General features: G+C 38.9%; 16 protein-coding genes, 4 tRNA genes and 1 riboswitch. Of the genes, 13 read left to right on the top strand and 7 right to left on the bottom strand.

The genetic code is table 11. The features are described from left to right. The first annotated feature begins 74 nt into the window (after positions 1 to 74). The 11 genes from MKL51_RS12375 to panD all read left to right on the top strand — a co-directional run bounded on the left by MKL51_RS12375 (position 75) and on the right by panD (position 6,148). Entirely contained in the window at positions 75 to 1,784 is a 1,710-nt protein-coding gene (locus tag MKL51_RS12375; RefSeq protein ID WP_025468422.1) for a tetratricopeptide repeat protein, read from the top strand. A 4-nt stretch (positions 1,785 to 1,788) separates the two neighbouring features. After that, complete coding sequence (gene lolB, locus MKL51_RS12370) at positions 1,789 to 2,367, top strand: lipoprotein insertase outer membrane protein LolB (protein ID WP_017481320.1); 579 nt, start codon at positions 1,789 to 1,791, stop codon at positions 2,365 to 2,367. Positions 2,368 to 2,385: 18 nt separating this feature from the next. Further along, complete coding sequence (ispE, locus tag MKL51_RS12365) at positions 2,386 to 3,219, top strand: 4-(cytidine 5'-diphospho)-2-C-methyl-D-erythritol kinase (RefSeq protein WP_025468421.1); 834 nt, start codon at positions 2,386 to 2,388, stop codon at positions 3,217 to 3,219. Continuing rightward, positions 3,218 to 3,292 (top strand) — tRNA-Gln (locus tag MKL51_RS12360). Before ispE ends, MKL51_RS12360 begins: the two co-directional genes overlap by 2 nt. A gap of 26 nt (positions 3,293 to 3,318) precedes the next feature. After that, positions 3,319 to 3,393: transfer RNA gene (locus MKL51_RS12355), tRNA-Gln, on the top strand. A gap of 20 nt (positions 3,394 to 3,413) precedes the next feature. Next, a tRNA-Gln gene (locus MKL51_RS12350) sits at positions 3,414 to 3,488 on the top strand. Between the two features lie 91 nt (positions 3,489 to 3,579). Then, positions 3,580 to 3,654, top strand: a tRNA-Gln gene (locus tag MKL51_RS12345). Positions 3,655 to 3,690: 36 nt separating this feature from the next. Then, on the top strand, positions 3,691 to 4,641 hold the full coding sequence (locus tag MKL51_RS12340) for a ribose-phosphate pyrophosphokinase (protein WP_002120445.1): 951 nt from the start codon (positions 3,691 to 3,693) through the stop codon (positions 4,639 to 4,641). A gap of 96 nt (positions 4,642 to 4,737) precedes the next feature. Further along, entirely contained in the window at positions 4,738 to 5,034 is a 297-nt protein-coding gene (gene rplY / locus MKL51_RS12335; protein WP_002120443.1) for a 50S ribosomal protein L25, read from the top strand. A gap of 20 nt (positions 5,035 to 5,054) precedes the next feature. Beyond that, entirely contained in the window at positions 5,055 to 5,636 is a 582-nt protein-coding gene (gene pth / locus MKL51_RS12330) for an aminoacyl-tRNA hydrolase (protein WP_017481319.1), read from the top strand. Positions 5,637 to 5,767: 131 nt separating this feature from the next. Then, positions 5,768 to 6,148, top strand: coding sequence for an aspartate 1-decarboxylase (gene panD / locus MKL51_RS12325; RefSeq protein ID WP_002120296.1), 381 nt, complete (start codon positions 5,768 to 5,770; stop codon positions 6,146 to 6,148). A 45-nt stretch (positions 6,149 to 6,193) separates the two neighbouring features. Here panD and MKL51_RS12320 read toward each other — a convergent pair whose 3' ends face one another. Both MKL51_RS12320 and MKL51_RS12315 read right to left on the bottom strand, forming a co-directional pair. Next, entirely contained in the window at positions 6,194 to 6,754 is a 561-nt protein-coding gene (locus MKL51_RS12320) for a GDYXXLXY domain-containing protein (protein ID WP_017481318.1), read from the bottom strand. After that, positions 6,751 to 8,535: a DUF2157 domain-containing protein gene (locus MKL51_RS12315; protein ID WP_057076692.1), complete on the bottom strand. Its 1,785-nt coding sequence runs from the start codon at positions 8,533 to 8,535 to the stop codon at positions 6,751 to 6,753. The genes MKL51_RS12320 and MKL51_RS12315 overlap by 4 nt, the downstream gene beginning before the upstream one ends. A gap of 176 nt (positions 8,536 to 8,711) precedes the next feature. Then, positions 8,712 to 8,862: riboswitch (FMN riboswitch) on the top strand. A gap of 91 nt (positions 8,863 to 8,953) precedes the next feature. Between MKL51_RS12315 and ribB the strand changes: the two genes are divergently transcribed. Continuing rightward, a complete protein-coding gene (gene ribB / locus MKL51_RS12310; protein WP_017481316.1) occupies positions 8,954 to 9,613 on the top strand; it encodes a 3,4-dihydroxy-2-butanone-4-phosphate synthase in 660 nt (219 codons plus the stop codon). A 62-nt stretch (positions 9,614 to 9,675) separates the two neighbouring features. On the opposite strand, the gene MKL51_RS12305 is transcribed toward ribB, so the two are convergent. Next, on the bottom strand, positions 9,676 to 10,350 hold the full coding sequence (locus tag MKL51_RS12305) for an HAD-IA family hydrolase (protein ID WP_002120346.1): 675 nt from the start codon (positions 10,348 to 10,350) through the stop codon (positions 9,676 to 9,678). 97 nt (positions 10,351 to 10,447) lie between these two features. Between MKL51_RS12305 and MKL51_RS12300 the strand changes: the two genes are divergently transcribed. Continuing rightward, positions 10,448 to 11,215, top strand: a complete 768-nt coding sequence (locus MKL51_RS12300) for a hydroxymethylpyrimidine/phosphomethylpyrimidine kinase (RefSeq protein WP_005075247.1) — start codon at positions 10,448 to 10,450, stop codon at positions 11,213 to 11,215. Between the two features lie 44 nt (positions 11,216 to 11,259). Here the strand turns inward: MKL51_RS12300 and lysM are convergent, their stop codons facing one another. From lysM to fabD, 4 genes are all read right to left on the bottom strand, one after another. Next, complete coding sequence (lysM, locus tag MKL51_RS12295; protein WP_002120434.1) at positions 11,260 to 11,733, bottom strand: peptidoglycan-binding protein LysM; 474 nt, start codon at positions 11,731 to 11,733, stop codon at positions 11,260 to 11,262. Positions 11,734 to 11,919: 186 nt separating this feature from the next. Further along, positions 11,920 to 12,156, bottom strand: a complete 237-nt coding sequence (gene acpP / locus MKL51_RS12290) for an acyl carrier protein (protein ID WP_001279871.1) — start codon at positions 12,154 to 12,156, stop codon at positions 11,920 to 11,922. Between the two features lie 84 nt (positions 12,157 to 12,240). Continuing rightward, positions 12,241 to 12,975, bottom strand: coding sequence for a 3-oxoacyl-ACP reductase FabG (gene fabG, locus MKL51_RS12285; RefSeq protein WP_002120395.1), 735 nt, complete (start codon positions 12,973 to 12,975; stop codon positions 12,241 to 12,243). Further along, entirely contained in the window at positions 12,972 to 13,958 is a 987-nt protein-coding gene (gene fabD / locus MKL51_RS12280) for an ACP S-malonyltransferase (RefSeq protein ID WP_017481315.1), read from the bottom strand. Before fabD ends, fabG begins: the two co-directional genes overlap by 4 nt. Between the last annotated feature and the right edge of the window lie 146 nt (positions 13,959 to 14,104).

Below are 14,104 nucleotides of genomic sequence, written 5' to 3'. Positions count from 1 at the left end.
TCGCTAAATTTATGCTATTGTGCAACATCGGTGTCATAAAAAGCATTACTTTGGATCAATAAAAATTGCGTCAAATGAATAGCCGTATTAATTTTAACGGTGCTTCGATAAGACAGTATTCTACCACATTCTTGTTGTTAGGTAGCATGTCCTCGTATGTCTATGCACGTCCTGTGCAAGAGACCTATGCCGTGCATTCATTTGATCAGGCACTAGAGCAAACGATGGTCGCTGAATTTGCTCTAGCTTATGACGATATTCCAAACGCTTTGCATAATTACACAGTGCTCGCAATTAAAAGCAACTCTACATCAATTAAGCAGAGAGCTTTAGACGTTGCACTTGAATATAATGATTTACAAGCTGCGTTAAATATTGCTACACACTGGGTAGCTCAAGAACCTAAAGATGTACCAGCTTTATTTTATTTGTCACACATTGCTTTAAAAACGCACGAATATCAGCTTGCTGCTGAGACATTAGATAAAATTTTAAAGATAGATCCCACTGCCGATTTAGAACAAATTTTAGCTAGCATTGCTCCAGAAAATGCGCAAGATCGAGAAGTACTATTAACAGCTTTACGTTCTAGCGCAGAAAAAGACAATCCTTCTATTTTGGCACTCATCGCCAATTTAGAAGCTCAAAATGGCCAATTACAAACTGCGCTAACCAACATTAACAAAGCATTACGTCGACGTCCTAAAGTAACGAGCTTTATTTTAATGAAAGCAAACTTACTTATTGCTCTCAGCGATCAAGAAGGTGCGCTTAAATGGTATGCAAAGTCGAGTCGTAAAAATAAGAAAAATTTAGATATTCGATTAGCTGAAATCCGCTATCTCATACAAATTAACCAATCTCAGCTTGCGTTAGAAAAACTTGAAAAGATTATAGAAACCAACCCTAAAGCTGAAGAAGCCTTATTTATTGCAGGCTTAACAAGTATTGATTTAAAGCAATATGACAAAGCAGAACAATATCTTGTTGACCTACGAAACTCGGCAAAATATCAAAATGAAGCGTATTACTACTTAGCTATTAATGCGGAGCGTAAACAGCATTATGAAACTGCAAAAGCATACTATCGTTTAGTTGATGGCAGTTTATATGTGGTATCTAGACGAAACTTGATCGCAATATATGATAAACAAGAAAATTTACACGATGCTTTACGGTTCCTTACTCAAGAACGAGTAAATTATCCTCAACATGCAAGCTTCTTATATCAAGCCCAAGCTGAAATCTTAAAGAAAATGGGCAATAAAAAAGCTGCACTAAATCTATTAGATGAAGCAATTAAAAACCTACCCGACGACCCAGAACTAATTTACGCGGAAGTTTTATTACTTGATCCATATACGGACCGTGACAAGCTGGACAAAACCTTAAAACAATTATTACAACTTGAGCCCAACAGCCCAACGTATCTAAATGCATATGCTTATACACTGGCACTGCAAAACCGTCGTTTAAAAGAAGCACGTCAGTATGCAGAGCAAGCATTAGAATATGCGCCTGAACAGGCTTCAATTCTTGATACGCTAGGTTATATTGCATTTTTACAGAATGATTATGAAGCTGCGGCGGAAGCCTTAGGCAAAGCGTATGAACTTAGCCATAATATAAATATTGGTATTCGTTATGCTAAAGCTTTGTATATGCAAGGGTCACTCACGCAATTTAGCGCAGTGTTACAACAACTGAAACAAAAGCATGCCAATGATCCACAATTACAACAGCTTGATGCGTTAATTTTACCTACATCTGCAAAAAAGAGTTAAATATATGAGCAAATTTGCCCAACTGTGCACAGCGATCTGTGGATCAAGTGTATTATTTCTAACCGGTTGTCAGCATTTTACTCAACCAAAACCTGCGGTTACTCAACAAGTTCAAGACGAAAAACACTTTAATTTGCAAGGTAAGATTGGGGTTCGTACACCACAGCAAACCGGTAGTGCTTTTTTTACCTGGCTTCAACAGCAAGATAATTTTGATATCGAATTAAGCGGTATTTTAGGCGTTGGAAAAACCCAAATTCAGGGTAAACCAGGCGAAGTAACTTTAAACAGTTCTAAAACAGGACTTATTAGCGCTGCATCTCCAGAAGAACTTTTAGAGCGAGCAACAGGTTGGCAAGCACCAATTACGCACTTAACGAGCTGGATTTTAGCAAAACCAGCAACGCTAAATGCTCAAATTACGAAAGACGCTACAAATCGAGTGAGTCAACTGATTGAAGATGGCTGGACAGTTAATTTCAGTTACGATGGTGAACAAACTTTGCCAAACAAACTGGTTTTAAAGCAAGCTCTTGCTGAAGATAAAGAAAACCGTATTACAATGGTCATCCAAAACCGCTAAGTCTAATTATATAAATCTATGATTCGAGTTCCTTCCCCTGCTAAGCTCAACCTGTTTTTACATATTACAGGCCGACGTGAGAATGGTTACCATGAGCTACAAACCATTTTCCAACTGATTGATTTATATGATTGGATGACATTTACACCGACTTTGGGCGAAGAAATCGAAATTGATGGGTTGAGTGAAGTTCGACCTGAAGAAAATTTGATTTATCGAGCAGCCCAAATACTAAAACCACATGCAAAAAAACTTTGTGGCTTGGACATCAAAATTGAAAAAAATATTCCAATGGGTGCGGGTCTAGGCGGCGGTTCATCTAATGCCGCCACAACACTTATTGTGTTAAATCAATTATGGGAATGTGGCCTAGAGCAAGAACAACTTGCGGACTATGGTGTTAAGCTCGGTGCCGATGTTCCAATTTTTATTTATGGTAAAAATGCATGGGCTGAAGGCATTGGTGAACATTTATCATTCATAGACTTAGATCAAAAACAGTTCATTATTTTAAAACCTGATTGTTTTATCAGCACTCAATTGCTTTTTTCACAAAAAACATTGACAAGAGACTCTAAGACCACTAAATTTTGCGCCTATCAGTTAGAACCTTCTAATTTTGGAAATAACTTTGAGCCACTGGCTCGGCAGTTATACCCTGAAGTAGAAGAAGCAATGCAATATTTAGATCAATTTGGTCAAGCAAAGCTTACAGGTACAGGTGCTTGTGTTTTTATTGAAGTAACGAATGAAATGAATATTGATGAAATTCTTAAGCATTCACCATGTAAATCTTACTTGGTAAATAGTTTAAAAGAATCTCCTCTTAATCATTTTAAGGTTACACGTTAGGGGCGTCGCCAAGTGGTAAGGCACCGGGTTTTGATCTCGGCATCCGTTGGTTCGAATCCAGCCGCCCCTGCCAACCTCACCTGTAATGATGATTATATTAGGGGCGTCGCCAAGTGGTAAGGCACCGGGTTTTGATCTCGGCATCCGTTGGTTCGAATCCAGCCGCCCCTGCCATCATATATATCATCGAATTTAGGGGCGTCGCCAAGTGGTAAGGCACCGGGTTTTGATCTCGGCATCCGTTGGTTCGAATCCAGCCGCCCCTGCCATTCTCTTATTTTAAAGACAGACTTAATTGCTATGCTTTTTGTTGATTAATCTTGACATTGCATTGCAAAAATATTAAAGTTCTGCCGCATTAGGGGCGTCGCCAAGTGGTAAGGCACCGGGTTTTGATCTCGGCATCCGTTGGTTCGAATCCAGCCGCCCCTGCCATCTATTTCATTACATACCAACCGCCAAGGGTGCTTCATGCCCAATCTTGTCGTTTTTAGTGGAAATGCTCATCCACAGTTCGCTCAAAAAGTCGTAAGTCACTTACATATCCCTCTAGGTGCTGCATCAGTCGGTCACTTTTCTGATGGAGAAATTTCAGTAGAAATTACTGAAAATGTTCGTGGTAAAGACGTATTTATCGTTCAGCCTACTTGTGCCCCTACCAATGATAACCTTATGGAAATCTTGGTTATGGCAGATGCTTTGCGTCGTGCAAGTGCTGGTCGTATTACCGCTGTTATCCCTTATTTTGGTTATGCTCGCCAAGACCGTCGTCCACGTTCTGCACGTGTGCCGATTACAGCTAAAGTTGTCGCAGACATGCTTACCACTGTTGGTATTGACCGTGTCGTGATGATCGACTTACATGCTGACCAAATTCAAGGTTTCTTCGATATTCCTGTCGACAACATCTACGGTACTCCTGCTTTGCTTGCTGACTTACGTCAACAACAACATGACAACCTTATGGTGGTTTCTCCTGACGTTGGTGGTGTAGTACGTGCTCGTGCTGTTGCCAAACAGATGGGTGACATCGATTTAGCAATTATTGATAAACGTCGTCAAAAAGCCAATGAGTCGCAAGTTATGCACTTAATTGGTGACGTAAAAGATCGTGATTGCGTTATCGTAGACGATATGGTCGATACTGCTGGTACATTGTGTAAAGCAGCTGATGCGCTTAAGCAATTTGGTGCACGTCGTGTAGTTGCGTACGCAACTCACCCTGTACTATCAGGTAAGGCTATTGAAAACTTACGTAATTCAGTTATTGATGAACTGGTTGTGACTGATACCATTCCTCTTTCTGAAGAAGCATTGACCTTAGGCAAGATCCGTCAGGTTTCTGTTGCTAGCATGGTTGCTGAAACGATTCGTCGTATTAATAACGAAGAGTCTATCAGTGCAATGTTCGATAGTTTATAATATTGCAGCTTTTTATAAACCCTAGCCTTGGCTGGGGTTTTCTATCACTAAACTGGTCGCAAGTTTAGTCTTTTAAACTTTAATGAGGATTTACTCATGGCAAACTTCGTATTAAACGCTCAAGCGCGTGCTGAAGACAAACAAGGGAAAGGTGCGAGCCGCCGCCTTCGTCGCGAAGCTTTAATTCCAGCTATCATTTATGGTGGCAACGCTGAGCCTGTAACTGTTACTTTAGAACTTCGTGAGCTTGTAAAAGCTTTAGAAAGCAATGCTTTCTTTGAAGAAGTTGTAGAAATCAAAGTGGGCGACAAAGTTGAAAACGTTAAAATCCAAGCGTTACAACGTCACCCATCTAAAAACACTCCTATGCACGCTGACTTCAAACGCGCATAAGTGTTTAAAGGCGTAGATTAGTGTCAAATATTTCGCTAATTGTTGGTTTGGGCAATCCTGGTTCAGAATATGCCCAAACCCGCCATAATGCAGGTTTTTGGTTCATTGAACAGCTTGCTGACAAATATGGCATTACATTAAAAAATGATCCGAAATTTCACGGAATCAGTGGACGTGGTAATATAGAAGGACACGATGTCCGTCTACTTCTACCCACTACATTTATGAACCGTTCTGGACAAAGTGTAGTTCCATTTGCAAAATTTTATCAAATTGCTCCCGAAGCAATTTTGATTGCTCATGATGAACTTGATATGAGCCCAGGTGTAATTCGTCTTAAAACAGGCGGTGGACACGGTGGTCATAACGGTTTACGTGACATTGTCCCTCATATTGGTCCAAATTTTCACCGTTTACGTATTGGTATCGGACATCCTGGCTCGAAAGAGAAAGTTTCAGGTCACGTACTTGGAAAAGCGCCAAGTAGTGAACAAAGTCTGATGGATGCTGCAATTGATCATGCCCTTTCTAAAGTGAAGCTACTTGTTCAAGGACAAGTTCCACAGGCCATGAATCAAATTAATGCATATAAACCCACTTAAATTGTTGAACAATCATGCTTGCTATCTTGCTTTTTTAGGAGCAAAATGCGCATCAGCCACTTTGCCAACCGCAAAAGCTAAAGATTTCACCATAAGATCTACCTCTTAGGTCTACTCAGGAGACGCTAGCCATGCTATCTCGTTTATTAAAATGCAAAATTCACCGTGCAGTTGTAACCCATGCTGAACTTCACTATGAAGGTTCTTGTGCAATTGATGGCGTATTGATGGACTTAGCTGGTATTCGTGAATATGAAGAAATTCATGTTTGGAATGTAACCAATGGCAAACGCTTCACAACTTATGCGATTCGTGGTGAAGATAACTCTGGAATTATTTCAGTAAACGGCGGTGCTGCACATCAAGCAGACGTTGGCGATTTAGTAATTATTGCTACATTTGGTGATTTTACTGAAGCTGAAGCAAATATTCATAAACCACGTTTGGTATATGCTAATCCAAATAATACAGTCAACCACACAGCGAATTGCATTCCTGTTCAAGTTGCCTAATTTATTTTAAGAATAAAAAGCCCGCATTGACGGGCTTTTATTATTTTATAAATCCTTAATAGTTCCTTCCCACCAGTTCTTTTGTTTTTCACAATTTAATGGTTGAAGCTGCTCTCCTCGTAATTCGAACAATATCACCTCTCCTTCAGGATTTACCTTAAATTCAGCATATTTGGCTTTTTCATAACATTGAGCCAAGCCTTCTGCAAACAAGAAACTGCGAGAGGCAGGATATAAAGCCTGCAAACGATTTTCAGGATTTTTTAAAATTAACCTCTGCCCAGCAAATGAATTATTAATATCTAAAATGGTACGAACTACGCGATTTTGTGAATCCAAAATAACTTTTGCGGGAACGGAAGAGCGATTAAAAATCACCTGTTCCAGAGCCTCACCTTCACTTCCTGCAAGAGCTTTAAGAGATTGTAAATGTAATTCATAAGCCAGTGCCATATAGTCACCTTGTAAAATTGAACGAGGGTCAACTGGCTTAAGCTCAATAAAAATACTTTTACTATGGTGCAAATGCCATTCGTTTTTCGCCACTAAACCTGCAAAAAATAATAGCGTGATAACGGCAAGAATAAGAGAAAAATACTTTTTCATTCTTTCTCTCCTTTAACAAGATCATTTTTATTTTCACGTTGAAGTAACCAAGACAGAGCCAACAAAACAATACCCGAAATAAAAATAGATGCACTCTTAGCTAGAAAAGTTATTTGTAGGTTGTAATAGAGCTGCCAGAACACAAAAACGAATACTGTTAAGCTCACTCCATACACAATATAATCTTTCTTTTTTAATGCCCACGTTAAAATAATAAGCAGGATGAAAATTTCAAAATATCCCAACACAATAAGTAACACACCAAATATTAAAAAGGCGAAAAAAGTGAGTGCCTTAAGTTGTCGATATAAATGAAGAACACTAAAGCAAAGTAACCAGACAACAGGTAGTAAATATAAAACCCATAACTGCTGATCTATCGAATTTTCTGGTACCAACCCCATAAAAGTATTGAAAAAAGAAGCTACAAGAATTACGACCATCACGCATAAAAAAATACTACGCTCGTATAGGGCTATTGATTCTCTCTTAGGTAAGAGCACCAAACTAAAAACCAAGTAACTGAGCAAAGTTAAATTTAAATAAGTCTGAGTAGAATGTATTGACCACAATGAATGGTCCAGTTGTAGCAAATAGATAAAAGCTATGCCATACGTAGCAAGCATTTGAATTAAAATGAAGAACCAATGTGGTTTAAGAAAATAACTAATACATAGAATAAAAATCTGTGCAATTAAAACCCATAGAATTTGATCTGTTTCTGAACCAAGATGAAACAAGAAAGCGGTCTGCCCACTGATAAACAAACAATAGGCAAATTGCCGAAAGAAATAGCTTTGTGATTTCTTTAAAAGAATAAACGCCAATCCAACAAAAACAACTCCAATAACTAAAGAAATAGCTTCCCAAAACACCAGCGTAAAAGCTGCAAGTGACAAGCCAGCAAGCCAAGCACCAATTGCCAATGGAATGACATAAAAGCGGCTTTGACGAAAAATTTTTATTAAAAGATAGCTAATCAGCGCAAACCAAATAAAAATAATGCCTGCAATCAATAAAAATATGAACTCATTAGAGTCTTTAAATAGGTTATTAATCCCATCTACAAGCCATATGGTTGCAGTCACACCCAAAACAGCTGCCATTAAACTGGCACATAACTGATCGTCTTTTTTGAAGAAATAATAAAAAGCGATTATTCCTGAAAAGAAGGCAGAAATTAAATAAGGAATATTCTCATTCGATAAATATTGAATCATTCCAATAATCGAAATAACGGCGAACCAAGCGATAAAGACAAACCTTAAAGCACGATATTTCTTTATACATACCCAAAACTCAATAAGGCTTAATAGATTTAGAGCGATTAAATATAAATAAGGAAACTTTTCAGACCAGAAAGTCTGTTTAAAAAATAAAAAAAGTGTGAGTTGGCTGGTAATACAAATTAAAGCAAAGATTCCAATATTGGGCCGATATAACCACGGTAATAAAAGCAATGTCCAAATTAAAAAAAGCAAATAACTGTCTGCACCAGTTTGATAAACCTGTCCAATTACAGCCAAGCTTAAACCTATCATCAAACCACTAACGCTATGTAAGGTCTGCCTAACCCCATCACTTAATGTATCTTTTATGCTGAACCAAGCTGTAACAAGTAATATAACGGGCGGGATCGCGAGTTGAATACTGTCTGGAAGCATCAACCAGTTAGCAGCAATTAAATACAGAATACTTACCGCCATAAATACATAACTGAAAATATGGAGATGCTGAATAAACGAGCTATTGGTCAGAGGATAATAGTCTCTTATCTGCATGAAACACCTATTTTATTTATAATTTTCTATAAAAAACATAGCATTCCATTTTCATATCAACAAGTAAGCTCTTGTTAAAAAGCCTATTTCGATTTATGAAAATGCTTATTCATAAAGAAACTTAGCATTCTATAAAAGCATCTAGCCAATTCTATCAAGCGCGCTATAATAAAACCCATCGCTTCAGGGCGGGGTGCAATTCCCCACCGGTGGTAAAGTTAATTTTTATAAATAGATTAACAAGCCCACGAGCTTAAATTGTGTAATTTGAGCAGATTTGGTGAAACTCCAAAGCCGACGGTATAGTCCGGATGAAAGAAGACGACGAACTGGGATAAATCCGTTTTATTTCAGTGCCAGCCTGTTTTTACATCAGTCCTGAAATGTTCAACCGTATTTTTTACGAGAGCGTTTCATTATGTCTAGCTTAATTCAACCAGAACTTTTTTTCTCAGCCCTCTCTCCTGCTGAGCAACGCATTCAACAAGCATTAGAAGATATCCGTCAAGGCAAGCCTGTCTTGGTTATGGACGACTTTGATCGCGAAAATGAAGCAGATTTAATTGTTGCAGCCGAAACTTTAACGGTAGAAACAATGGCACGCATGATTCGTGATGGCTCGGGTATCGTATGTTTATGCCTTACAGAAGAGCTAGCAGACCATCTAGAACTACCACCAATGGTTTCTCAAAACTCGAGCCAGTTTCATACCGCTTTTACAGTGACCATTGAGGCAGCTCAAGGCGTTACCACTGGTGTTTCTGCTAAAGACCGTGTAACAACTATTCAAACTGCTATTAAAGATGGTGCTGTTGCAAGTGACTTAAATCGTCCAGGTCACGTTTTCCCATTACGTGCACGTAATGGTGGCGTCCTTACTCGTCGAGGTCATACTGAGGGAACAATTGATCTAGCAAGACTAGCTGGGCTTAAACCCGCTGGCGTATTATGTGAATTAACCAATCCGGATGGCACAATGGCATCGGGCATTCAAGTTTTAGCATATGCTCAAACTCATCACTTAACGGTGATTACGATTGAAGAACTTGTTCAATACCGCCAACAACACAGCATTTAAACAAAAAAGGTTTGGCTTTAGATCAAAGCCAAACCTTCAAATTAAAATTTAATAAATAATATTTAAGAAACTTTCTTTTGTGCTGCCAGTTCTTCAACGTAGTCCAAAAGCTCAGAAAATTGCTTAATCATTGCTTTTGGCTGTGCTTGAGCAAGTTCCTCTGCTGTTCCGTAACCATAAGTCACCGCTACCGCCTCAATACCGTTATGACGAGCACCCAAAACGTCATATTGACGGTCACCGACCATCAAGCATTCTTCTGGGTTTAATTGCTCATGCTCAAGAATATAATGGATAAGATCAGCTTTATTTGTGCGCTCACCCGTTAACTCACTCCCATAGATATGTACAAAGTATTGACTTAATTCAAAATGGTCCAAGATACGTTTTGCATAAATCGTTGGTTTAGCAGTTGCGACAAATAAACGATATCCTTCTTTTTTTAAAGCGCTAAGCGTTTTGGCAACAGATGGATACACTTCATTTTCGAACAGGCCAACCACCGAAAAACGCTCGCGATAAGCAAGTAAAGCTTGTTCAGCTAAAGCATCATCTTGAGTAGCTAATAATTTTGCGAGTGATGGCTTTAATGGTGGGCCAATTGTCCAATCAATATCTAAATCAGCAGCCAATGGATAGCCTAATTTCTCCATTGCATAGCGAATTGAAGTATGGATTCCAACTTTTGGGTCTGTTAAGGTTCCATCCAAATCAATCAAAATATGTTTTATAGCCATTCAATCACTAACCCAGTAAAGTATTTAATTCAATTGGTCGAGAGTTTAATCAAACTCTCTTATACTAACGTAAATTTAAATTGAAAAGGAAATAACCGTGCGTCCAACCGTACTTTGTTTCTCGGGTTTAGACCCTTCAGGTGGTGCAGGTTTACAAGCCGATATCGAAGCAATTGGACAAAGTGGTGCCCATGCAGCAATTGCATGTACTGCCCTCACAATTCAAAACTCACAACAAGTATTTGGCTTCGAAGCAACCTCAAAAGAACTCTTATTAGCACAAGCAAATGCAGTTGTAGGTGACTTACCCATTAAATGTGTTAAGTCAGGCATGCTTGGCACGACAGATAATATTGCGGCACTAGCTGAATTTTTACGTGCTCATCCTGACTATCAATATGTACTTGATCCTGTTTTAGTCGCAAACAGTGGCGGCTCTTTAGGTGATCAGGCAACTCTCGTTAAAGCGTTCGTTGAACTTATTCCTCTAGCCACAATTATTACTCCAAATACCGTTGAATTACGTGCTCTAACAGGTATTACTGATTTAGATCAAGCCACTCAAAAGCTTTTTGAAATGGGTGCTAAAGCTGTTCTAGTGAAAGGTGGACATGAAGATACACCAGATCATATTAAAAATAGTTTATACATAAATGGTGAACTAGCAGCGAGTAGTAGCTGTCCTCGCCTTGAAGGTGAATATCACGGCTCAGGTTGTTCTTTAGCTAGCTTTATCGCTGGCCGTTTAGCTTTAGGTGATTCTTTAAAAATTGCAGTACAGCATGCTGAAACATGGTTATTCGGTGTTTTAAAAAATGCAGACACCCCTGTACCAAACGGACAAAAGATTCCAAAGCGTTTTTAAAAGCACAAAAAAGGCGCTTAAAGCGCCTTTTTTATTAATCTTAATTATTGAGGAATACGTAAAACTTGCCCCGGGAAAATCTCATCAGGATCTTTTAACATTGGTTTATTTGCTTCAAAGATTTTTGGATATTGATTTGCATCACCGTAAACTTCTTTCGCAATTTTTGAAAGGTTATCACCAGATTTCACTGTATAAAATTTACTTTCTGGTTCAGGAGTTGCCACTGTCATCTGGTCATCTACTTGAGCCACATGATCAATGTTTCCAACAATAAGAATAATTTTCTCTTTATCTGCTTGGCTTTTTACCTGCCCTTTAATAATTGCAGTATCAGTAGTACCGTTATAGGTTACAGATAAGCCTTCTACCCCTAAGCCCAAACTTTTAATTAAACCTAATAATTTATTTGCAACTTCTTGTGCAGAAGGTTCTGCTGGTGTTGCTGGAGCTGGTTGTGGTTCTGCTGGTGCGGTATTTTTTTTGCCAATACCTTTTACAAAATCAAAAAGACCCATCTTTTAGTCCTCATATTATTGTTTATAGTAAAGTCATTAAACTGACCTTTATTGTTATACTTCAAAAAAGTTATACCTCTGCTATCAATTGAGGTTGATCTTGTAAAAATATGTATCTCTTAAATTTTTTCTAAAATAAAAAAAGCCACCTTACGGTGGCCTTCTTTTTATTCAGCAATATGCGAATTAACCAAGTTTTTTAGTTACATAGTCAATTGCAGATTGAACTGTAGTGATTTCGTTAGAATCTTCATCAGGGATAGTGATGTCGAAGTCGTTTTCGAAAGACATAACAAGTTCAACTAAATCTAAAGAGTCAGCACCTAAGTCATCCATAAAAGATGCTTCGTTTTTAATCTCTTCAGCTTTAAGACCAAGTTGTTCTGCAACCGCTTGTTTAACGCGTTGTTCGATATCGCTCACAGGAATTCTCCTCATTGCTTGTGGCGTTTAATTTGCCACTAGTTTAATTGAATATAAAAATTTTTAAAAGTTTATACATCGGCGTTAGGCCATGTATAAACCACCATTTACATGTAATACCGTACCGGTAATGTAACCTGCTTTATCACTTGCAAGGAAACTCACCGCATTTGCGATATCTTGTGGCTCACCTAAGCGATTTAAAGCCACTTGATCACTCATTTTTTTGCGAATGTCTTCACTAAGTGCATCTGTCATTTCTGTTGCAATAAAGCCTGGCGCCACACTGTTTACAGTAATTTGGCGGCTACCCATCTCTTTTGCAAGGCTACGGCTGAATGCTTCAATACCTGCTTTAGCAGCAGAATAGTTCGCTTGGCCTGGGTTTGCAAAGTGAGCTACAACAGAACTGATATTAATAATTCGACCAAAACGTGCCTTCGTCATACCCTTAAGCACACGTTTAGATAAACGATAAACTGCTTTAAGGTGAATGTTGAGAATGTCATCCCAATCATCTTCAGACATACGAAGCAACAAATTATCTTTCGTAATACCTGCATTGTTAACTAGAACAAGTACAGGACCATAGTTCTGTTCAATATGAGAAACGACTGCTTCAATCTCATCGAGATTACGCACGTCGAGCGCCAAACCTGCACCTTGTTCACCAAAGCTATCACTTAACTTTTGTGCACCAGATTCAGAAGTCGCAGTACCTACAACAAAATAACCGTCTTGAATAAGTTGCTGGGCAATGGCAGCGCCAATACCCCGACTCGCGCCCGTTACTAATGCAACTTTGCGTTCTTGTGTCATGCAATTTTTCCTTCTGCCACTAAAACAGCATTTAGGGCATCTTCCATTTTGCTCTTACTATCAATAGAAAAAGCTTTTTCAATATTTGGTAAACGCTTTGCGAGGTTACTCAATACTGTACCTGGACCACACTCAACAACATATTGAATACCTTGGTCTTGTAGAGACTGCATGGTACGTGTCCATTGTACTGATTGGTACAATTGTGCAGTTAATGCCTGACGCAATTGAGCAACATCGGTAGCTATTCCCGCGTTGACATTTTGTATTACAGGAATGGTAGGTAGCTCAATGGCAGTTTGTTCCAAAGCTTCTGCAAATTTCTCAGCGGCAGGTTTCATCAACGAACAATGAGAAGGAACTGACACTGGTAAAGCAATTGCTTTAGCTGACTGCTCTTTTGCCAAAGCCATAACTTCTTGTACAGAAGCTGTACTTCCTGCAATCACAACTTGACCTTGTGAATTATAGTTTGCAGCTTCTACAGAACCTTCACCTGATGCACTCACGGTTTGACAAAGTTCAACCACTTTCTCATCAGCCAAGCCAAGGATTGCAGCCATAGCCCCTTGACCCTGAGGTACAGCACTTTGCATGAGCTTGCCACGCAAGTTAACTAATTTAACTGCATCCGCCAAGCTCATAGAGCCTGCAGCTACCAATGCACTGTATTCACCTAGTGAATGTCCTGCAAGGTATTTAGGTGCCAGACCACCTAAATCAAGCCATACACGCCATAAAGCGATACTGGCAGTTAATAACACAGGTTGGGTATTTTCTGTTTGGTCGAGACCTTCGCCACTTTGTGCAATATGCCAAAGATCAAATCCAAGAGCATCTGAAGCTTCTGCAAAAGTTTGCCCGACCCCACTAAACTGTTCTGCTAGTTCAGCAAGCATACCGACTTTTTGTGAACCTTGTCCAGGAAACACAAATGCAGTTTTTGTGGCTAAAGCTACTTGTTCAAGACGTTTAGCAGACATAAGAAATCCTTTTTTGGGTTTTCACTCATTTCTGGAGCGGAAATTTAACATGTTATTTATATATTTATAATTGCGAAAAACAACAAAAAAAGGGAGCTTTCGCTCCCATTTTTTCTATACTTAAGCATCACGCTTAATGCATATCA

Source organism: Acinetobacter sp. AOR18_HL (genome assembly GCF_027855145.1).
GTDB classification, from domain to species: Bacteria; Pseudomonadota; Gammaproteobacteria; order Pseudomonadales; family Moraxellaceae; genus Acinetobacter; species Acinetobacter pittii.
The sequence above is the reverse complement of the archived record's forward strand: the minus strand, read 5'-3'. Positions and strand labels throughout refer to the sequence as shown.